This window comes from Croceicoccus sp., from assembly GCF_983967925.1.
The window spans coordinates 60,264-80,819 of record NZ_CFETID010000017.1 but is presented as its reverse complement, the minus strand read 5'-3'; the positions used below and the strand labels follow the sequence as shown (position 1 = coordinate 80,819).

18 protein-coding genes and 1 pseudogene are annotated in these 20,556 nt (G+C 63.8%); 13 read left to right on the top strand and 6 right to left on the bottom strand.

The genetic code is table 11. The annotated features are described in order from the left end of the window. Nucleotides 1-119: 119 nt before the first annotated feature. The 5 genes from AC4FIJ_RS10975 to AC4FIJ_RS10955 all read left to right on the top strand — a co-directional run bounded on the left by AC4FIJ_RS10975 (nt 120) and on the right by AC4FIJ_RS10955 (nt 3,930). Nucleotides 120-926 carry an SDR family oxidoreductase gene (locus AC4FIJ_RS10975; RefSeq protein WP_490336765.1) on the top strand — a complete coding sequence of 269 codons (807 nt, stop codon included), beginning with the start codon at nt 120-122 and terminating at the stop codon, nt 924-926. A 74-nt stretch (nt 927-1,000) separates the two neighbouring features. Continuing rightward, complete coding sequence (locus AC4FIJ_RS10970; RefSeq protein ID WP_490336764.1) at nt 1,001-2,221, top strand: aromatic ring-hydroxylating oxygenase subunit alpha; 1,221 nt, start codon at nt 1,001-1,003, stop codon at nt 2,219-2,221. Beyond that, nucleotides 2,221-3,153: an acyl-CoA thioesterase gene (locus AC4FIJ_RS10965; protein ID WP_490336763.1), complete on the top strand. Its 933-nt coding sequence runs from the start codon at nt 2,221-2,223 to the stop codon at nt 3,151-3,153. The genes AC4FIJ_RS10970 and AC4FIJ_RS10965 overlap by 1 nt, the downstream gene beginning before the upstream one ends. After that, nucleotides 3,150-3,635 carry a MaoC/PaaZ C-terminal domain-containing protein gene (locus AC4FIJ_RS10960; RefSeq protein ID WP_490336762.1) on the top strand — a complete coding sequence of 162 codons (486 nt, stop codon included), beginning with the start codon at nt 3,150-3,152 and terminating at the stop codon, nt 3,633-3,635. Before AC4FIJ_RS10965 ends, AC4FIJ_RS10960 begins: the two co-directional genes overlap by 4 nt. 91 nt (nt 3,636-3,726) lie before the next feature. Beyond that, nucleotides 3,727-3,930: an LPXTG cell wall anchor domain-containing protein gene (locus AC4FIJ_RS10955; RefSeq protein WP_490336761.1), complete on the top strand. Its 204-nt coding sequence runs from the start codon at nt 3,727-3,729 to the stop codon at nt 3,928-3,930. 40 nt (nt 3,931-3,970) lie between these two features. Here AC4FIJ_RS10955 and AC4FIJ_RS10950 read toward each other — a convergent pair whose 3' ends face one another. Genes AC4FIJ_RS10950 through AC4FIJ_RS10940 form a run of 3 tightly spaced genes read right to left on the bottom strand, consistent with a single transcriptional unit; the run spans nt 3,971 to nt 7,256 of the window. Further along, nucleotides 3,971-5,131, bottom strand: coding sequence for an acyl-CoA dehydrogenase family protein (locus tag AC4FIJ_RS10950; protein ID WP_490336760.1), 1,161 nt, complete (start codon nt 5,129-5,131; stop codon nt 3,971-3,973). A gap of 16 nt (nt 5,132-5,147) precedes the next feature. After that, nucleotides 5,148-6,479, bottom strand: a complete 1,332-nt coding sequence (locus tag AC4FIJ_RS10945; RefSeq protein ID WP_490336759.1) for an aromatic ring-hydroxylating oxygenase subunit alpha — start codon at nt 6,477-6,479, stop codon at nt 5,148-5,150. Nucleotides 6,480-6,494: 15 nt separating this feature from the next. Further along, nucleotides 6,495-7,256, bottom strand: a complete 762-nt coding sequence (locus AC4FIJ_RS10940) for an SDR family NAD(P)-dependent oxidoreductase (protein WP_490336758.1) — start codon at nt 7,254-7,256, stop codon at nt 6,495-6,497. Nucleotides 7,257-7,461: 205 nt separating this feature from the next. Between AC4FIJ_RS10940 and AC4FIJ_RS10935 the strand changes: the two genes are divergently transcribed. From AC4FIJ_RS10935 to AC4FIJ_RS10905, 7 genes are all read left to right on the top strand, one after another. Next, nucleotides 7,462-8,079 (top strand): TetR/AcrR family transcriptional regulator, encoded by a 618-nt coding sequence (locus AC4FIJ_RS10935; protein ID WP_490336757.1) that lies wholly within the window; start codon nt 7,462-7,464, stop codon nt 8,077-8,079. Nucleotides 8,080-8,231: 152 nt separating this feature from the next. Beyond that, complete coding sequence (locus AC4FIJ_RS10930; protein WP_490336756.1) at nt 8,232-9,446, top strand: CaiB/BaiF CoA transferase family protein; 1,215 nt, start codon at nt 8,232-8,234, stop codon at nt 9,444-9,446. Continuing rightward, nucleotides 9,443-9,811, top strand: coding sequence for a Zn-ribbon domain-containing OB-fold protein (locus AC4FIJ_RS10925; protein WP_490336755.1), 369 nt, complete (start codon nt 9,443-9,445; stop codon nt 9,809-9,811). Before AC4FIJ_RS10930 ends, AC4FIJ_RS10925 begins: the two co-directional genes overlap by 4 nt. Then, complete coding sequence (locus AC4FIJ_RS10920) at nt 9,808-10,962, top strand: acetyl-CoA acetyltransferase (RefSeq protein WP_490336754.1); 1,155 nt, start codon at nt 9,808-9,810, stop codon at nt 10,960-10,962. The genes AC4FIJ_RS10925 and AC4FIJ_RS10920 overlap by 4 nt, the downstream gene beginning before the upstream one ends. A gap of 123 nt (nt 10,963-11,085) precedes the next feature. Further along, nucleotides 11,086-11,991, top strand: coding sequence for an SDR family oxidoreductase (locus AC4FIJ_RS10915; RefSeq protein ID WP_490336753.1), 906 nt, complete (start codon nt 11,086-11,088; stop codon nt 11,989-11,991). Nucleotides 11,992-11,995: 4 nt separating this feature from the next. Further along, a complete protein-coding gene (locus AC4FIJ_RS10910; protein ID WP_490336752.1) occupies nt 11,996-12,766 on the top strand; it encodes an enoyl-CoA hydratase/isomerase family protein in 771 nt (256 codons plus the stop codon). A gap of 65 nt (nt 12,767-12,831) precedes the next feature. After that, entirely contained in the window at nt 12,832-13,587 is a 756-nt protein-coding gene (locus AC4FIJ_RS10905; protein WP_490336751.1) for an SDR family oxidoreductase, read from the top strand. Nucleotides 13,588-13,666: 79 nt separating this feature from the next. On the opposite strand, the pseudogene AC4FIJ_RS10900 reads toward AC4FIJ_RS10905, so the two are convergent. After that, nucleotides 13,667-14,985, bottom strand: a pseudogene (locus AC4FIJ_RS10900) (aromatic ring-hydroxylating dioxygenase subunit alpha). 236 nt (nt 14,986-15,221) lie between these two features. On the opposite strand from AC4FIJ_RS10900, the gene AC4FIJ_RS10895 reads away from it, so the two are divergent. Next, nucleotides 15,222-15,755, top strand: coding sequence for a VOC family protein (locus AC4FIJ_RS10895; RefSeq protein ID WP_490336750.1), 534 nt, complete (start codon nt 15,222-15,224; stop codon nt 15,753-15,755). Nucleotides 15,756-15,799: 44 nt separating this feature from the next. On the opposite strand, the gene AC4FIJ_RS10890 is transcribed toward AC4FIJ_RS10895, so the two are convergent. Both AC4FIJ_RS10890 and AC4FIJ_RS10885 read right to left on the bottom strand, forming a co-directional pair. Continuing rightward, entirely contained in the window at nt 15,800-17,929 is a 2,130-nt protein-coding gene (locus AC4FIJ_RS10890) for a PQQ-dependent dehydrogenase, methanol/ethanol family (protein WP_490336749.1), read from the bottom strand. A 75-nt stretch (nt 17,930-18,004) separates the two neighbouring features. Further along, entirely contained in the window at nt 18,005-20,446 is a 2,442-nt protein-coding gene (locus AC4FIJ_RS10885) for a TonB-dependent receptor (RefSeq protein ID WP_490336748.1), read from the bottom strand. Between the last annotated feature and the right edge of the window lie 110 nt (nt 20,447-20,556).

The window sequence follows — 20,556 nt, the reverse complement described above, 5'->3', positions numbered from 1 at the left end:
AATGCAAAATAAAAAACAAACTTTCATGTTTGTTTTGATTCGTGCCATGGTGACGGTGCAAAACAAGGCGTCGGATCCGGTTCGCCGGGTCGCACGGCACTAATATTGTGGAGAGAGAAATGGCGCATTCGGAAGGGCAGTTCGCCGGGCGGCTGGCGGTCGTCATGGGCGCGGCGGGTGAAGGCAACATGGCGCAGACCATCGCGCGGCGGCTGTCGTCGGAAGGGGCGACCTGCCTTGTGACCGGGCGGCACCGTGATACGCTGGAAACGCTTGCCAACGACATCGGCGGTCATGCGGCGGTCTGCGACATCACCAGTGAAAGCGATCTGGCCGCGCTGGGCGATCGCGCGCGCGAACTGGGCGGCGTGGACATTGCCGTCAACGCAACCGGATGGGGCCTGATCAAGGGTTTCCTCGACACCACGCGCGAAGAGATCGACCGCATGGTGGCGCTGCAATTCACCGGCGCGTTCCAGTTCTACCAGGCGATGCTGCGCGCGATGAACGACGGCGGATCGCTGATTCAGGTGACCAGCGCGACGGCCACGATCATGCTGGAGGATCACGCCGCCTATATGGGCACCAAGGCAGGGGCGGATCACGTGCTGCGCTGCGTTGCCAACGAATTCGGGCACCGCGGCATCCGCGCCAATTCGATCGCGCCGGGATTCACCGCCACCCCGATGACCGAGCGTGCGGCGCGCAACAAGGCGGTCGTCGACTGCTTTGCAAAGGCCTATCCGCTGGGGCGCGTGGGGACGAGCGAGGACGTCGCGGCGGGTATCGTCTGGCTGGCATCCGACGAATGTTTCATGACGGGCGAGACATTGCATGTCAGCGGCGGGCTGCGCCTGCGCCGAAACCCGACCACGGCCGAGATCGTTGCAGCCGCAAAGGCGGCGCGCGAACAGCGTTCGGCGTGATATAAAAAACATTCCTGCTTGTTTTTTCATCCGGTCGTTGCGATGATCGGGCAAGAGGAAGGAGCGCAAAGGCCATGGAACTCAACCGCGACACGATCGCGCAGGTGCAGGAAGTGATGGAATTCGAACGGTCGCGCAAAACGCCGCCCGACGATTTCCCGGCGCTGCCCGATGTTCCCGGATGCCGCTATACCGATCCCGCATTCCTCGACCTTGAGGAAGAGCGCATGTGGAAGCGGTCGTGGCGCTATGTCGGACACGCCGATCAGGTGCCCGAAAACGGCAGCTGGTTCCTGACGCATGACACCGGATCGCCGATCGTCGTCACGCGCACCATGGATGGCGAGGTCAAGGCGTTCTACAACACCTGCCAGCATCGCGGCGCCCCGCTGGTGACCGAGAAATCGGGCCAGTCGCGCGGCTTTGTCTGCGGCTATCACGGGTGGAGCTATACGCTCGACGGGAAGCTGGTGGCGGTGCGCGACAAGCGCGATTTCGTCGATCTCGACATGTCGTGCCGCTCGCTCGTCGGCGTGCGCTGCGAGATGCTGGGCACGCTGATCTTCCTGAACGAAGATCCCGACGCCCAGCCGCTGAAGGACCATATCGGCCCGATGGCGAAGGAGCTGGAGCAATACGACCTCGACAATCTGTCGCTGGTCGACAGCAAGCGGTATGATGTCGACTGCAACGTCAAGGTGCTGCTCGACGCCTTTCTCGAAGTGTATCACATCTCGTCGATCCATCAGGACACGGTGAACCGGTTCCTCGATCATCGCGGCATGATCGTGACGCTCTGGCCCAATGGCCACAGCCGAATGATGACGCCCAATCGCAGGCCCGACTGGACCGATCCCGGCACGCTGGGCATGCCCAAGATCGAGACGATCACCCCGGTCCCGGCCGAGAACAATGTCAGCTATCACATCTTTCCGAACCTGGTGATGCCGCCGTCGGACAGCGGCATCCCCGTGCTGCAATTCATCCCGCGCGGGCCGCGCAAATGCGAAGTCGTGTCGAGCTGGCTGGCCCCCGACCACGACCCTGACGATCCGCACCCCTTGTGGAAGACGCGGATCGATAACTGGACCCGCATCCTGTACGAGGATCTGCAATATGCGCCGCAGATTCAGGAATCGCTGGAAAGCAGGGGCTTTCGCGGCATGCCGCTGAACTATCAGGAACGCCGCATCTATCACTGGCACGAAGAGCTGGACCGGCGCATCGGCCTGAACCAGGTGCCCGAGAGGGCGCGCGTGCAGCAGGTGCTGAAGGATCAGGTCACGGGCGGCTGATGAAGGGCGATATCCCGGCGCGGCAGGCCGCCGAACGGCGGTCCTACACCGGCCCGCCGCGCAGGCTGGAGCGCGAAGGGCTGTTTATGCTGGAGCAGCAGGGTGACAGCCGCTTCGTCTCGCAGCCCCTGCCAAGCGCGCTGATCCGGCTGTATGGCGGGCAGGTCATGGCGCAGGCGCTTATGGCCGCGCAGCGCACGGTCGAAGACGGCAAGCGGCCGGCAAATTGCCATGCCATGTTCCAGACGCCGGGCGATATCGCGGTCCCAATCAGTTTCGACATCGAACGCGATTCCGACGGGCGTAGCTTTTCCGCGCGGCGGATCGTGGCGCGGCAGGGCGATGCGATCATCCTTGCGATGAACGCTATGTTTCATATCGAGGAACCGGATGCGCCTTCGCATGGGGCCGCCATGCCGCGTGTGCCCGAGCCCGAGACCTTGACGCCGATGGAAGAGGTGCTCCACGCCTCGACCGAACTGGCAAAGCGGCACGAGCCGTTCTGGCTGCGCGACCATATCTTCGACTGGCGCCCGGTGCAGACATTTCGCGTAAACACCCGTCCGCCCGAAGCGGGCGAGCAGCAATTCTGGGTCCGGCTGAAGGAATCGTGGCAGGGGCTGGCGATCGATCATTTTTCGCTGACCGCCTATCTCACCGACCTGCACCTGCTGCATGTCGGGCTTGCCCCGTTGGGCATCGGGTTCGCGTCGGATCATCTGCAGACGGCCTCGCTCGACCATTCGGTGTGGTTCCACCGCGCCGCCTCGCTCGACGACTGGATGCTCTATTCGCTGACAAGCCCCTCGGCCGCGCATTCGGTGGCGCTGGGGACCGGGAACCTGTTCACCCGCGATGGACAGATCGTCGCCAGCACGGCGCAATCGGGCCTGATCCGGCTGCACGACAAGGCGCGTACAGGAAAGCTATGACCGGCACCGACCCCAATCGCCCCACGATCTGTTTCGAGGATCTGGAAGTCGGCGATTTCCGCCAGTCGCGCAGCCGCACGGTCACCCGCGACGAGATCGTCGAGTTCGCGCGGCAGTACGACCCGCAATGGTTCCACTCCGACCCAGAGGCGGCGAAGGATTCGGTCTTCGGCGAGGTGGTCGCCAGCGGCATCCATGTGCTGGCCATGTGGCGGCAGCTGGATCATGAGATCAACAGCGATATCGATTACGTCTGCGGCATCGGCTGGAACGAATTGCGCCTCAACCGCGCGATCAGGGCAGGGGACGTCATTCACGTCACCTCGCGCATAGTGGACCTGATCCCTTCAAAGACGCGCGAAAATCGCGGGACGGCGCTGACCCGCTATGCCGTTGTGCTGGAAGACGGGACCGAGGCGGTGACATTCACCAGTATCAATCTTGTCTATACGCGTAACGGCCGTCACCGCGAACGGCGGTAGCACTGCCGACCGCCGCTATTTGGATGGAACAGGACCCGAAGGCATCAGTTGGGAAGGTAAGTCAAAGAACTAAGATTTACTGGAGAGTACGATGCCAGAAGGCGGATTATTAAGCTCGTTGAGCCTTTTTACACTCATCGGCGTGTTGGTGCTGGCAGGTGTAGCGCTGATCTATTTCATGCGGAAAAGATCGAACCGGCACCCCATGGATACCCCCGAAGGCAAGCGAGCCGAAGAATTGCGCAGCCGGGAAGCCGAAGAGGAACGTCGCGAGGAAGGCCGGTCCGAACTTTAGATCTGGCCACTCGCGCTAGAGTTTGCACCCGACATCCCTGTCAACGCCGCTGGTCGAAGCGGCGGCCCAGCATGGCGCTGGCGATGTTCACCTTCTGGATGTCGATCGCACCGCCCGCGATGCCCCAGCCCCAGCTGTCGCGCAGGCGGCGCTCCATCGGGAAATCCTTGGAATAACCGTACGCACCCATCAGCTGCATCGCATCGCCGCACACCTCGCGCGCGATGGCGTTGGAAAAGCATTTGCCGGAGGAGGATTCGAGGATCGAGGGCAAGCCGTCCTCCGCGTTCGAGGCTGCGCGCCAGATCAGCAGGCGGGCGGCTTCGGTCTTCATGTACATCTCGGCCAGTTTCAGCTGCACCGCCTGGAACTCGGCAATGGGTTTGCCGAACTGGACGCGTTCCTGCACATAGGCTGATACGTCTTCCAGCGCGCCGGATGCCTGCCCCAGCGCCATCGTCGCATTGCCGCAGCGTTCGAGGTCGAAAGCTTCCATCAGCTTCTTGAAGCCGCCCGCGGGTACGATGATATTGTCCGCCGGAACCTCGCAATCGTCGAAATTGAGGTCGGAGGAGGGGATGCCGCGAAAGCCCATCAGCTCTTCATTCGGGCCGAACGACAGGCCGGGCGCGTCCTTTTCGACCAGCACCGCGCCGATGCCCTTGGCGCCCGGATCGTCGGACAGGCGGCAATAGACGACATAGGCATCGGCGTGCCCACCGCCCGAGCACCAGCGCTTGGTGCCGTTGATTACCAGCCTGTCGCCCTTCGCCACGCCCTTGGTCTTGAGGTCGGTGAGCGCGCTGCCTGCGTCGGGTTCGGACATCGAGACGGCAACGATCATCTCGCCGCTGCACACCTTGGGCACGATCCGCTGCTTAAGCGCGTCGGACCCGAAATGCTCGATCGCGCGCACCGGGCCTACCGAGGATTCGAAGATCGGGAAGGCGACGGCGGAGGAAATCTTGGCGAATTCCTCCAGCACCACCAGCGCCTCGATATTGCCGAGGCCGAGGCCGCCCAGATCGCCGCTGACGTTGATGCCAAGGAAGCCCATGTCGGCGTAACGCTTGATCAGCTCGCGCGACGGCGGCGCGTTGTCGCGTTCCAGCTGCGCGGCGATGGCGGGCAGTTCGGCCCGCGCGAAAGTGCGCGCGGCCTGCTGCAGCTCCTGCTGCTCCTCGGTCAGCCTGAAATCCAAGTTCCTGTCCCTCTTGTCAGATGTCGCCGGGCTTTTTGCCGCCCGGTCCGTAGATGTAATCGTCGAGCACCTTGTGGAAGTGCCGGATCCGCAGCTCCTGATCCCCGATCCACAGGCCGGGGAAGGAGTCGGAATGCATCCCCTTCTGCACGGTCGGCAGGTTGAAGGCATCCTGGTCCAGCACCTGCCCGATCGACTTGTCGCCATGCGCGAAGCGGCGGTGCTTCGGGCGTTCGGGCCATTCTTCGCCATCGGGCATAAGTTCCAGCACCCAGATGTCGTAGAGCATCTTGTTGGGGTCGGTCGCATGGGGCCGCTGGCGGAACATCATCACGTCGTCGGCATGGACGTTGAGCGAGACGTTCGGAAAAATCGTGTAGTGATAATCGTCGGTCAGCTGGTCGTCGTTGAGGTCGGAATAATCCTTGCCCTGCTCGGGCCCGTGCTCCCGCTTGAAGCGCTGAACGTCGCGGCGGATGTCGCCGACGCGGCCTTCATATTCGGCTGGGTCCATGCCGGCGGCGCGCATGATGCCGTCGATGGCGGGCGGGATGGCGCTGGGCATCGCGACCCGCGCCGATATGGCGGCGAATGGCACCAGATAGCGGCTGTGCTTGTCATAGACGTCGATCTGCGCGCTGGTGTCGTCGAGATACCATTGCAGCTGCGGATGGATGCCCTGAACGTGATAGACCTCGCTGAAGGCGTCGACGCTGGCCTTCCAGTTGCAGTCCCACTCCACCGTGACGTCGCGCACCCATGCCATGCGCTCCATGTGATAGGGGTCGAGGTGCTGCGGGATCATGCCGAGGAAGTCGCTGAGCGGCTCGACATCGCGGTTGAGCGAGAACCACACGAAGCTGCCCCATTCCTCGCAAGGCAGCGGCGGCAGTGCGGCGCCCTTGGGACAGCCCTGCGGAAACGTGTCCATGTCAGGAATGCGCGTGATCTTGCCCGACCAGTCATAGGTCCAGTGGTGATACATGCACTGGAAATGCTCGGCATTGCCCAGCCCCTCGGGCCGAAGGCGATTGCCGCGGTGCAGGCAGACATTGGGAAAGGCGCGCACCGATCCGTCGGCCTGCCGCACGATGAGGACGGATTCCTTGCCGATCTCGGTGCAGATGTAATCGCCGGGTTCGGGAATGTCGCAGGACCGGCCGCCCAGCAGCCAGACCTTGGTCCAGACATGCTCCCACTCCAGCTTCATGAAATCCTCGCTGGTGTAGCGAGCGGCTGGAATGATGTCATAGCCGAGATCGGGATCCTCGGCCTTTTCGGCAGGGGTGCCGTCCGGCCATTCAGCCGGATCGACCCGTTCTATCTTCTGTTCTCGCTTGACGTCCACTTCCCGCACCTTTCCTTAGAATTGCGTGCGGTTGGTATAGGCGCCGTCGACGACAAGGTTCGACCCGTTGCACCATTCGGCAGCAGGGCTGGCCAGGAACACGATGCAGCGCGCAACTTCCTCGGGCTTGCCCAGGCGGCCCGCCGGATGCTGGCGCAGCTGTGAATTGTAGAATTTTTCCATCGTGCCCTTGATCATGTCCCAGTTGCCGCCCTCGAACTCGATGGGGCCGGGGGACACGACATTGACGCGCACGCCATTGCGGCCATGGTGCAGCGCCAACTGCTTGCCCCAAGTGATGAGCGAGGCCTTCATCGCGTTATAGGCCTGCGGACCGCCCATCGCCTCGCCTGCGGATGTGGTGGAGATGAGGACGATGGAGCCCGAGCCCTGCTCCTCCATGTGCGGCATCACGACCTCCACCGCGCGGACGGGGCCGAGCACGTCGACCTCGAAATTATTGTGCCAGTATTTTTCCGAACCCATGCCGCCGCCGGCCGAGGAGATCGGGATGAGGATGTCGACGCCGTCCAGCTCCTCGATCGCCCATTCCAGCCATGCTTTGTATTCGTCGGCGGATTTCACGTTGACCGGCTTGCCGACGATGCGGGTGCCATATTTGCCAAGCTCGGCAACCGCGTCCTTGACGCTGTCTTCGGAACGGGCCGTCAGCGCGATGTCGCAACCTTCGCGGGCAAGGATCTGCGCGACTTCAAAGCCGATTCCGCGTGCGCCGCCGACGACGATGGCCTTCTTGCCTTGCAATCCAAGGTCCAAGGGTTCTCTCCTCAATTCAATCCGCTTGTTGCCCAAGGGTTAGAATGCGAGGCGTGGCCACGCAAGGAAAAACATGCATGTATGTTTGTTTATTTCGTTGGCAGTGCAGACGCAAACATGCATAGGGCGGCGTACCACGATTTGCCTATTGACAATAAACAAGCATGATTGTTTTCTTTCAGCGATGGCCACGACTATGAACCGAATGGCGGGAACCGCGCGCGCCGATGCAACGCAGACGCAGCAATCGCTGAAAAGCGCGCAAACGCGGGCAAGGCTGGTCGACGCCGTCATTCGCTGCATCGTCAAATATGGTTACAACAAGACCACGACGCCTCGCATCGCGGAAGAGGCGGGCCTGTCGCGCGGCGCGATGCTGCATCATTTCGAGAACGGCACCGCGCTGATCAAGACCACGATCATCGAGCTGCATGAAAAGCGGCTGCGCGCATTTCGCCGCGCGTCGGACAGCGGGCACGATCCGACACATCTGGTGCAGGCCTATTGGCGGCAGGTGCAGAAACCCGGCTTCATCGCGTTTCACGAACTGGCGCTGGCAGCGCGGACCGATCCCGACCTCGCCAAGATCCTGCATCCGTTGCAGGTCGAATTTCGCGAGCGGTTCCACCAGGAAGCGGTCGAGATGTTTCCCGAATGGCGCGCCGATCCCAAGAGTTTCGACCGCGCCATGACCCTGTCACAGGTCGTGATCGAGGGGATGGCCTCGTCGAAGCTGACCGGATCGCTGGACGAGGCGATGATCGAGCCGATGCTGACGATGCTGGAAGACCAGATCCGGACGATGAAGCCGAAAGGCGGATAGCGCGGCCAAACGCCGCCGCGGCGCGGACCCATGCGGCAAGGTCAATCGGCCTGCCCGGTCCCCGCCGGCAGACACAGGAGAGGACGCGAGTTGGCACATCTGCATGAAGCCGGCACCAGGCTGCGGACATGAGCGGCCGGGGGCAAGGTCCCTTGGCGGGGGTTAAGGTCATCGATCTGACCAGCGTGCTGATGGGCCCCTATGCGACGCAGATCTTCGCCGATCTGGGCGCCGACGTCATCAAGGTGGAAAGCGAGCAGGGCGACACGACCCGCGCGCTGCCGCCGGGGCGGGAGCCGGGGCGCGGCGGGATGTTCCTGAACGTCAATCGCGGCAAGCGCAGCATCGTGCTGAACCTGAAACAGGCCGAAGCGCGCGAAGCTCTGCTGACATTGTGCCGGGATGCCGACGTATTCGTCCATTCGATGCGTGCCCGCGCGATCGAGCGGCTGGGCCTGACCTATGACGATGTGCGCGCCGTCAATCCGCGCATCATCTATGCCAGCATGTACGGCTATGGCCGGAACGGACCCTATCGCGACCACCCTGCCTATGACGACATCGTGCAGGCCGCATCGGGCGTGGTCGACCTGCAGGCACGGCTCTCGGGCGGTCAGCCGACCTATCTGGCCAATGTGGTGGCCGACAAGGTCAGCGGGCTGACGGGCACCTATGCCGTCATCGCCGCGCTCTATTCGCGCGAGAAGACGGGCGAGGGGCAGGAGATCGAGATCCCCATGTTCGAGACAATGGTCTCGTTCTGCTCGGTCGAGCATCTGTGCGGATCGGTGTTTCGCCCACCGCTGGGGCCGCCCGAATATGCGCGAGCGGTTTCCGCCTCGCGCCGTCCGTACGAGACGGCTGACGGCTATATCGGGGTGATGATCTACAACGACCGGCACTGGCGAAATTTCTTCGACGCCATCGGCAATCCCGAATGGTCGAAGGACCCGATCTTCGCCACCATGGAAAGCCGGACGCATAATATCACCCGCGTGCTCGACCATGTTGCCGAAACCATGCGTACCCGCGGCACCGACGAATGGGTCGCGCTGCTGCGCGAGGCGCAGATCCCCGCGACCGCGATTGCCAGCCTGCAGGACCTTCTGCATGACGAGCATCTCGAGGCCGTGGGATTCTGGCAGGACCGCGAGACCGATGCGGGGTCGCTGCGCATGCCGGGCATCCCGGTGCACTTTTCGGGCACGCCGGGATCGATCGGCGATCCGGGGCCTGCCCTAGGCGCGGACGGACGGGAGATCCTTGAGGAAGCGGGCTTCGACGCGGCCGCCATCGAACGGCTGGTTGGCAGTGGCGGCGAGGAAGATCGAACCGCGCAGGCTGCGCGCAGCGGAGGTGTCCGATGACCGGGCCGGAACAGCAGTGGCGCGAGGCGCTGTCCGAAGGACGCCTTGTGTTCCAGCGTTCCCGTGCCAGCGGGACAGTGTTCTTTCCGCCGCGCATTACCGAACCCGGCACGGGCGATGGTGATTGGGAATGGGTCGAAGCGCCGTCGCCGGCGACGGTCTATTCGGTCACAGTGATCCCCTCGCGAGCAGGTCGTGCGACGGCGGTGGCGCTGGTGGATTTCGACGGCGGCGGCCGGATGATGGGCAATGTCGTCGGCATCGATGCCGAAAGCGTGGCGATCGGCATGCGGGTCGATGTTTTTGTCGACCGGACGGGTGATGCGCCCCGTGTGCAGTTCGACGCAACGAGGGCGGCGCGTTGACCGCGGGCGCCTTCCCCCGCGCGCAATGTTCGATTGCAGGCGCCGCGACATGGGGCGTCGGCGAAGCGCCGGGCCACAGTGCCATGGAAATCGCGATGCGGTCCGCAATGGGCGCGCTCGACGATGCAGGGCTGTCGGTTGGCGATGTCGACGCGGTGTTCGGCTGCTTGCCGGGCGATCTGTTCGCGGGGCTCAGCTTTGCGGAATATCTCGGGATTTATCCGCGCTTTACCGACAATAACCGCACGGGCGGATCGTCGTTCATCAGCCATCTGATCACCGCCTGCCACGGCATCGCCGCCGGATCGTTCGAGACGGCGCTGATCGCCTATGGATCGAACCAGCGCACCGGTGGCGGTCGGCTGTCCACTCCGGCAGGCTGGAACGAATGGGACGCCATGTCCGACGGGCTGTTTCCCGTATCGGGCTATGCGCTAGCGGCGGCGCGTCACATGCACGAATATGGCACTACGCGCACGCATTTGGCCGAGGTCGCGGTCGCGGCACGCAAATGGGCGGCCGGCAATCCCGAGGCGTTCGTGCGCGATCCGCTGACCATCGAGGATTGTCTGAACGCGCGTACGATCAGCAGCCCGTTGGGGAAATTTGATTGCTGCCTCGTCACCGATGGCGGGGCCGCCATCGTCGTGACCTCGACCGAGCGGGCGCGCGACCTTCGTGCGGCGCCCGTGCCGGTTCTGGGCGCGGCGGCGGCCACATGGTACAATTCGGTGTCGCAAAGCGGGGATTTGACCACGACGGCCGCGGCTGAATCCGGCCCGCGCGCCTATCGCTGCGCGGGGATCGGGCTCGCCGATGTCGATGTCGTGCAATTATACGATGCGTTCACGATCAACACGATCCTGTTCCTCGAGGATCTGGGCTTTTGTCCCAAGGGCGAGGGCGGCGCCTTTGTCGCGGACGGGGCCATTGCGCCCGGCGGACGGCTGGCGGTCAACACCAATGGGGGCGGCCTCTCCTTCGGGCATCCGGGCATGTACGGCCTGTTTACCCTGATCGAAGGCGTTCGGCAGATCCGGGGCGAGGCCGCCAATCCGCTGGCCGATGTCGATATCGCGCTGGCCCATGCCAATGGCGGCACGCTGTCGAGCCAGGCGACGGCGATTCTAGGATCGCTGGCGACGATCTAGCCAAGAAAAATACATTCCTGCTTGTTTTTTACCTTGCCATCCAGCATCGAGGTTTGACACGATAACCGAACCGGCGCCTTCTTTTCGAGCGTTCGGGGTGGATGCAGGTTGAGAAGGGATCCCATGAACGAACCTCGGATAATCCGGCCCGATCCCAACGATCCCACTCGGCCCAAGCGCGGGCTGCACGAGGACGATCTCGCCAGTTTGCCAACCGTCTTTCGCAGCGATCTGCTGGCCGATCACGTCATACTGATTTCCGGTGGCGGCAGCGGCATGGGCAAGGCGATGGCGTTCCTCGCCGCAAGGCTGGGCGCAACGGTGATCATCTGCGGCCGGACCGAGGAAAAGCTGGAACGCACGCGCGATGCCATTGCGGAAAAAGTCGGTCGCGAGATCCATTTCTACCCGACCAACATCCGCGACCCCGATGCGGTGGAGGCGATGATCGCCGATGCATCCGACCGGTTCGGCGGGATCGACACGCTGGTCAATAATGCGGGCGGCCAGTTCCCGCAGGATGCCATCGATTTCAGCCGCAAGGGCTGGAACGCGGTGATCGACACCAATCTCAACGGCACGTGGTGGATGATGCAGGAGGCCGCGCAGCGCTGGCGCAAGGACGGGCGCAAGGGCCATGTCATCAATATCGTCGCCAATGTCGAACGCGGCATGCCGCAGGCGGCGCACACCTGCGCGGCGCGTGCGGGGGTGATCTATCTGTCCAAGACCGTCGCGACCGAATGGGCACCGCACGGCATACGCGTCAATTGCATTGGCCCCGGCGTGATCGAGACCGAGGGTTTCGCCGTCTATCCCGAGGAAGCGCTGCAGCGTTTCCACAAGGCCAACCCCATGAAAAAGCGTGGCAATGCGTGGGACGTGGCCGAGCAGGTGATGTATCTGGCATCCCCTGCCGCCGATTTCATAAACGGCGATCTGATCATCATCGATGGCGGACAGGCGCAATGGGGGGTCGTCTGGCCCGGCGGCATGCCCGACTATTTCGACGAGGGCGGGGCGGCCTGATACCATGGCAGGCCTGGTCGAGGAGCGTCGCGGAGCCATCTGCATCCTGACGATCGACCGCCCTTCGCGCGCCAATGCGCTGGACGCCGCGACCTCCGCCGCTTTGGACGAGGCAATCACCCGTGCCGAAGCCGATGAGGCCATTGGCGCGGTTCTGCTCTGCGGCGCGGGCGACAGGGCGTTCTGTTCGGGCATGGACATGAAGGAAGCGGCGCAGGCGGGCGTCGGGCAGGGCCTGATCCCCGGCCGCGGGTTCGGCGGCATTACCGAGCGGCAGCGCAGCAAGCCCCTGATAGCGGTGGTGAACGGCGCGGCGGTGGCTGGCGGGTTCGAGATCGTGCTGGCCTGCGACATGGTGTTTGCCGCTCCGCATGCGATTTTCGGCCTGAGCGAAGTGAAGCGGGGGCTGTTCGCCTATGCGGGCGGGATCCAGCGGCTTGCGCGCCAGTTGCCGCGCGCGACCGGGCTGGCGATGATCCTGACGGGTGAACCGCTTTCCGCCGAGCGGATGCACCAGCTGGGTCTGGTGACGCAGATTTTCCCCTCGGACGCGCTGCTGGAGCGCGCGATTGGCACGGTTGAGACCATGCTGAGCCACAGTTGGGACGCGGTCGGACACGCTTTGGCGCTGTACGACGCAAGCCGCGCAATGCCCGAAGACATGGCTCTGCGTTTCGGCAGGCGGTTCGGCGATGCGACGCTGGGATCGTCCGATGGCGGCGAAGGCGTGGCTGCATTTGCCGAAGGGCGCAAAGCGAAATTCCGGCCCGATTAGGGGGCTGACGAATCCATACCGCAATCGCGGCGATCAGACCGCATCGGATATTGAAGGAGAGAGGCATGGGACGCGTAGAAGGCAAGGTGGCGCTGGTAACCGGCGGCGGATCGGGGCTGGGGGCGGAGGCCTGCCGCGTCCTGGCGGCTGAAGGCGCGCTTGTGGTGGTGTCCGACGTCAACGAAAAGGCCGCGCAGGCGCTTGCCGACACGATCGGCGACCGGGCCATGGCGCTGCGCCACGATGTCGCGTCGGAGGATGACTGGATCTCGGTGATGAAATCCATCGAGGACACGCACGGCCGCCTCGACATATTGGTCAATAATGCCGGTGTCGTACTGAACGCCGATGTCGAGGATACCTCGCTCGAGAAATATCGCTGGGTCAATTCGGTGATGAGCGACGGGGTGTTTCTGGGCTGCAAGCACGCGATCCCGCTGATGAACAAGGGCGAGGGCGGTTCCATCGTCAACATGTCCTCGACCGGCGCGCTGCTGGGCTATCCGATCTTCTTCGCCTATTCCGCCGCCAAGGGCGCGGTGCGGGCGCTGACCAAGTCGGTCGCGGTGATGTGCCAGGAAAAGGGCTATGCGATCCGTTGCAATTCGGTCCATCCCGGCGCGATCGAGACGCCGATGGTGCAGACCGCCGAAGGGCGCGAGGCCAAGGATATTCCCGCCGAGGGGATCCTGCCGCCCGGATCGCCGGGGCATCCGCGCGATATCGCGATGATGGTGCTCTATCTGGCGTCCGACGAATCGCGTTTCGTCACCGGGGCCGAGATGGTGGTCGACAATGGCGTGACGATCCGACCGTTCTGAGTTTTGCCTGCCGGCAGAATCTGGGGGAGCCATTCCATCCGGAGTGGCTCCCCTCTTTTTACGCTAATTCTCGCCGCCGCTATTTCTCGCCGTCCATGTAGCGGTCGATTTCCTTGTGGAAGTGGCGCAGCCGGGCTTCCTGCTCGCTCCACAGCGGCCCGCGGAAGCCGCGCGAGCGCGCGCCCGCCTGAACGATGGGCAGTAATTCGGAATCCTGGTCCAGCACCTCGCCAAGGCCCGGAGGCTCGCCGATGCCGGTGCGCACGATTTCGGGGCGCGTCTTGCCCGACAGGTCGGTCTGGGCCAGCCCCATCCATGCGGGCGCGGTGTAACCCGGCGCATCGACATGGCGATAGAGGATCAGCGTGTCATAGGTGAAGCGGTTCGGATCCTGAGCATTGGGCAGGAACCGGTGCAGGACACCGCCTCTGGGTGGCAGCCGATCTGGGCGTTGGGGAACACCGAATAGACGGTCGAATCCGACAATTGCGTATCGCTGAAGCGTTCATAGTTCAGGCCGAGATCGTCCGACCGCTTGCGCTTGGCCAGCTGGACCGCGCGGCGGGTTTCCTGCGCGCTGCCGTCGAAATCCTCGGGGTCGATGCCCGCGTCGGACAGCATCATCTTGATCCCGTCATTGACCGTTTCCTGATCGTCATAGCGCCGGCTGGGCTGCGCGAAGGGGACGAACTGGCGGCTCATGCCATTGGGATAGAGGTCGATCTGGGTGCGGTCGTCCATCAGGCACTGGGTCTGCGGGTGAACGGCATGGAGGTGATAGGTCTCGGCAAAGGCGTCGACGCCGCCCTTCCAGTTCGCGCCCCATTCCGACTGGCGGTGCTGCACGACATACATGTCGTCGATCTGGTAAAGCTCGAGCTGCGCCTTCAGCGGTCCGAGATATTCGTCGAGCGGCATGACGTCGGGGTTCATCGAGATGAACACCAGCCCCGCCGCCGTTTCGCACCGGACCGAGGTCAGGTCGCGGTCATGGCACAGCACTTCGGGCTGGAACGTGTTTTCGTCCGTCACCTCGCTATTCTTGCCGTCGAGGTCGAATTTCCAGCTGTGGAACGGGCAGGTAAAGCCCGACAGCGTGCTGAAATCGGCAAGCACGAGGCGACTGCCGCGGTGCGGGCAGACGTTGTAATGCGCGCGGATCACATCGTCGTCGTCGCGCACGATGATGAAGCTTTCGTCCCCGATATCGAAGCGAAACAGATCGCCGGGTTCGGCGACATCGGCGACCGGGCATGCGATCAGCCAGCTTTTCGCGAAGACCTTGTCCCATTCCTCGCGCGCGAAATCGCGGTCGTGATCGGGGCGGTCGGTGCCGTTGTCGATTTTCGGCGACCGGTTGTTGAACGGGTGGGGCGTTCCGACGTGAATGTCCCACATTTCGGTTTCGAGTTTCATGGCATCCTCCGCGCCGGTCGGTGCCGGCATCTTGCTTGCTCTGTCCGCTCGGCGCACCGGCGCGATGGCCAGTTCGCGTTTCGCCAAGGCGCTTTCACCGGAAGGCGAAACGGCGGATCGACTCCTATAAAAAAGACATGCATGAATGTTTGCAAGTGGATTCGTTCAAGACGAGCGAACGCTTACGATAAAATGCAAACGGGAAAGGAGAGCGCGCCATGAGCCGCAATTTCGGGAATGTGTTCCAGATCGCCTATGTCGTGGACGAGATAGAAAAGCACATCGATTATTGGACGCAGGTCATGGGCGTGGGGCCGTTCTTTCACTTTCCCGTGCCGCTGCCGTTCGAATGGCTGCGGGCGAACGGAACGGATCTTGCGGTCGATGCGCCGGTCTTCAAGGCGGTGGCCGTGGCATACAGCGGCGACACGATGATCGAGCTGATCGAACCGGGTTCCGCCCCGTCGACCTATCGCGATTTCCTGGAATCGGGGAAGAGCGGCGTCCATCACCTGGGCACCTTTACCGACCGGCTGGAGGAAGAACTGGCCGCCGCGCAAAAGGCCGGGATGAAGGTGGTGCTGGAAGGCGAGCTGCCGTTCTCGCGCTTTGCCTATCTTGAGCCTGCCGACGCGAAGCCGGGCACGATCATCGAGATGATCGACGCGCGCCCGGCGATGCTGGAAACGCTGGAGAAGATCAAGCAGGCGGCGCGCGACTGGGACGGAAAGACCCGCACGGCAGAGATGTAGGGCGCGCCAGCATGTAAGCAGGGGATCGGCGGGGCGCGAACCGGTCAGTTCGCGCCCACGCTGGTCGATGCCTTGCCGCCCGTCCGCAGCACGGCGGCCTGGTCGCGGATATACTGGCGCAGCGCCTTGAGGTCGCTGTCCGACAACTCGCCGAATTTGGGCATGCCCATCGGGATCAGCGCGCCTTCGCCGACGACGCTGTGGAACGCATCGGCGGATGCGACGATGCCCGATGTGCGCAGATCGGGCGCGGTGCCGCCCGCGATCGCGCCGCCGCCATGGCACACCCCGCAGCGGGAGGCGAAGATTTCCGAGCCGCGTGCCGACAGCGCGGCGTTCGGCGCGTAATCCGGATCGTTGAACGCCACTGCCTTGTACGGCACCTTGGCAGGCAGCGTGCCGTTCGCGCCCAGTCTGAAGGTCAGCACCCGGCGCGCCTGCGTGCGGTAGTCGATGCCGAACTGCGCGGTCATCGGTCCGAACAGGCCGGGGCTGGTGCCCATGCCTGCGATCACGGTGACATATTGCTCGCCGTCGACGGTATAGGTGATGGGCGGGGCGATGACGGGGGCCTTGGCGTCGAAGGTCCACAGCACCTTGCCGCTTTTCGCATCATAGGCGGTGAAATCGTCGTTTACCCGGCCCTGGAACACCAGCCCGCCTGCGGTCGCCATCGCGCCGCCGCTGAACGGCACATCCATGGGGATGCGCCATGCGACCTTTTGCGCGACCGGGTCATAGGCGGTGAGGTAGCCGGTGTTCGTCGCGCCCTCGGGTATCGACACCGCATAGCCGACCCCGCTGGTCAGCCCCATGCGCCCGGCCCATTCGAAATTGTCCTTCGTCACGCCCGCGTCGTCATAGGTGACCTCCAGATCGAGCGTGGGGATATAGGCGAGGCCGCTTTGCGGGCTGTAGGCCATCGGCAGCCAGCTATGCGCGCCGACGGGGGTGGGCTGAAAGGTGACGGGGCCGTCCTCGTAGCGGACATTGTCGATCTCGATCGGGCGGCCGGTTTCCTTGTCGATGCCCTTGGCCCATGTGACGGTGACGAAAGGCTCGGCGCTGATGAGTTTGCCGTTGGTGCGGTCGATGACGTAGTAGAAGCCGTTCTTGGGCGCGGTCATCACCACCTTGCGCGGCTTGCCGTCGATGGTCAGCTCGGCCAGCTCCATGTCCATGCTGGCGTTGAAGTCCCAGCTTTCGCCCGGATTGATCTGGTAGTGCCAGCGATATTCGCCGGTCTTGGCATCCAGCGCCACGATTGAGCACAGGAACAGATTGTCGCCCTTGCCCTCGCTACGGATCTTGCGGTTCCACGGCGCGCCATTGCCGGTGCCCAGCAGGACAAGGTCCTGTTCGGCGTCATAGGTCATGGCGTTCCAGACATTGCCGCCGCCGCCGTATTTCCACCATTCGCCCGACCATGTCTCGGCGGCCATCTCCATGGCCTTGCTCTCGAACCCGTCGGCGGGGTTGCCGGGGACGGTGTGAAAGCGCCACAGCTGCTCGCCCGTCTCGGCGTCATAGGTGGTGACATAGCCGCGGATCGGGCCGCTGTCGGCGCCGCCGTGGCCGATGATGACCTTGCCGTCGAACACGCGCGGCGGGCCTGAGATGAAGCGCGGTTCGTCTTCGGCAAAGGTGCGTTTCGACCAGACGGGCTGGCCGGTTTTCGCGTCGATGGCGATCAGGCGGCCGTCCTGCGTGCCGATATAGACCTTGCCGTTCCACCACGCGATGCCGCGGCTCCCCCAGCCCTGCCGCAGCTTGTCGCCCGCGGCTTCGGGCGCCTTGGGGTCATAGGTCCACAGCAGCTTTCCGGTCTTGGCATCGACCGCGTTGGCGACGCTGTAGCCCGAGGCGAAATAGATCACCCCATCGACCGCCACCGGCCCCGTCGCCGGATTGCCCGGCGGCAGGTCGAGCGACCATGCGAGCCCCAGCGAGCCGATGTTCCCGGTGTCGATCTGGTCCAGCGGGCTGAAATGTTGTTCGCCATAGGTGCGGCCGAACGCGGGCCAGTCCGCGCCGTCGCTGGCATCGGTCAGGATCGCGTTTGACCGGCTGTAGGCGCTGTCGTCGGTGTCTCCGGAAGCCCCTCCGCAAGCGGTCAGCGGTACGGCCAGCGCGGCGAGCAGGAGGGCGCGGAGGGGAAGGGGGGTGGAGGGCATCGGAGTGAATCTCTTGGCGTAAATACGGGAAGAGGCAGCCGCGCAGGGTGCGGCTGCCTCTCCGATCAAGCGGACTTAGCGGAACAAATCCTGTCCGAACTTGGCACCCACTTCGAGGCCGAAGTAGCGCGGCGCGCCGTACTGGGCGTTGACCCACAGCCCGGCCACGTTCTGGATACCGACGCGGTAGCGCTCGTCGGTCAGGTTCCGGCCGATGGCGCGGATGTAGTACCTGTCGTCGATCTCGCCCAAGGTGATCGATGCGTTCACCAGCGTGCGCGCATCGAGAAAGGTGTTGCCCAGCGGATCGTCGATCGCCTGCGTGTTCAGGTTGCGATCGGTATAGGCGACATTGCCGTTCAGCGTCAGCGAATGGTCGGCACCCAGCGGCAGTTCGTAATTGCCGTCGATGGTCCACTGCCATTCGGGCGCGCGGTCCAGCGGGGCGGTCGACAGGTCATAGCCGGCGTTGGGCGCGTCATATTCCTTGTACTTGCCGTCCTGATAGCCAAGCACGCCGCGCAGGGTGAAGCCTGCGAAGGGATTGGCTGAGGCTTCAAGTTCAAGACCCTTTACTTCGGCGCTGGCGGCATTGACGAACAGTGTGACCTGGTTGGGCTGGCCGTTCACCTCGATCGGCACGTTCAGCTGCTTTTGCAGATCGTCGTACTTCACGTAGAAGCCGGTCAGGTTGAAGCGCAGGCGGTTGTTGAGGAATTCGGACTTGATGCCCGCCTCGAAGCTGTCGGCCAGTTCCGGATCGGTCGCCTGCGCGGCTTCGCGGAAGGCGTCGAGGTCGGTGCCGAAGGCTGCGAAGCCGCCGATCTGGTCATTGAACCCGCCGCCCTTGTAGCCATGCGAATAGGTGCCATAGACGAACAGGTCGGGCGTCGCCTGCCAGCCAAGGCTGGCGCGATAGGTCGGTTCTTCCCAGCTGTCCTCCACCGTGATGACATTGGCGGGATAGTCATAGACGCTGGCATCCAGCGCTGTGTCGAGCGGGATCGACAGGTCGAAGCCGCCTTCCAGCTCGGCCGCGAAGGCCTGCTGGCGTCCGCGCCATGTCTTGTCGTCCCAGCTGTACCGGCCGCCGACCGTCAGCGAGAGTTCGGGCGTGATTTCGAACGTGCCTTCGGTGAACAGCGCCTTGGACGTCGCCTTTTGCGCGTTGCACAGCACATAGGGCGTGGAGTTCCAGTCGCCGAACGGCAGCGGGCCGCCGGTCAGGTCGAGGAAGCCTAGGATCTGCGACACGCAGAAGTCGATCTTGTCGCGCTGATAGAACCCGCCCGCGATGAAGTTGAACGGCCCGTCGAAGTCGCTCGCATAGCGCAGTTCCTGCTGAAACGTCTTGCGGTCGTCGTCGCGCGATGCGTCGAAGAAGGACAGCCGTTCGCCATCGGGCGCAACCGCGGTCGCACCGGCGTAGGAGTTGGGGATCTGCGAACGCTGCGAGCGGTAGCCGGTCACCGAGGTGATGACGCCCGAACCGATATCCCAGTCGATATTGCCGTAGTACCCGTCGACCGAGATGCGCTGGCCAGCTTCCAGATTGACGCTGGGGAGCGTCCGGCCCGTATAGGCCGCGCGGTCGAGCGGATCGATGTTCTCCGCATTGGGATCGGTCAGGCCGAGCAGGTCGGTCAGCAGCGGGGTATCGCCCTCGTACAGATAGTTGACGTTGACCGAGGGGACGACGTCGGACCGGTCGCGCAGCCATTCGTACTGGAACAGGGCCGAGATATTGTCGGTCGGCTCGACCAGCAGCTTGGCGCGGGCCTGCCAGACGTCCTTTCCGCCCAGCTTTTCGCCGTTCAGGCAGCCCTGCTGTCCATTGAACTTGCTGGGGACGAAGGCCGTGACCGGGCCATAGCAATGGTCGTTGCGGTAATAGCCGTCCGACGTTTCGGACCCCATGACAAGGCGCAGGGCCGCGATGGAGCCGAGCGGGACATTGACCGCGCCCTGCAGGCGGGTCGTGCCGAACTCGCCGAATTCGGCGCGGCCCTCGACCCCGATGTAGTTCATGATCGGGCGCTTGGTCCTGACGGTGACCACGCCGCCGGTGGTGTTCTTGCCGAACAATGTGCCTTGCGGGCCGCGCAGAACCTCGACCTGTTCGATGTCGAACGTGTCGAGCAGCTGCGTCTGGACCGAGGGCACCACGAAATCGTCGACCAGCACCGCGACCGGCGGTTCGAAATAGACGATGATCGAGGTCTGGCCCACGCCGCGCATGGCGAACGAGGCCGCGTTGAAATTGGCGATGGTCGCCGCCGAAAAGTTCGGCACGAAGGCCGCAAGGTCGCCGATGTCGCGCGGCGAGGATTGCTGGATCAGCGCGCTGTCGACGGCGGACACCGCGATCGGCGTCGTCTGCAGGTCCGAGCTGCGGCGGGTGGCGGTGACGACGATTTCGTTAAGACCGGTGCGTCCGCCGTCAGCGGTATCGTCCGGAGGATTGACGACGGTGGCGGGACCGGCAGGCTCTTCCTGATCGGGCGCGGGATCCGCCATGTCCTGCGCAAAGCGGACGGCAATGACGCGATGGCAAGGGCGGACAGGGCGCATTGCACGCCGAGCATGTATTTCATTGTTCCTCTCTCCCCATTTCCATCCCTCTGGCG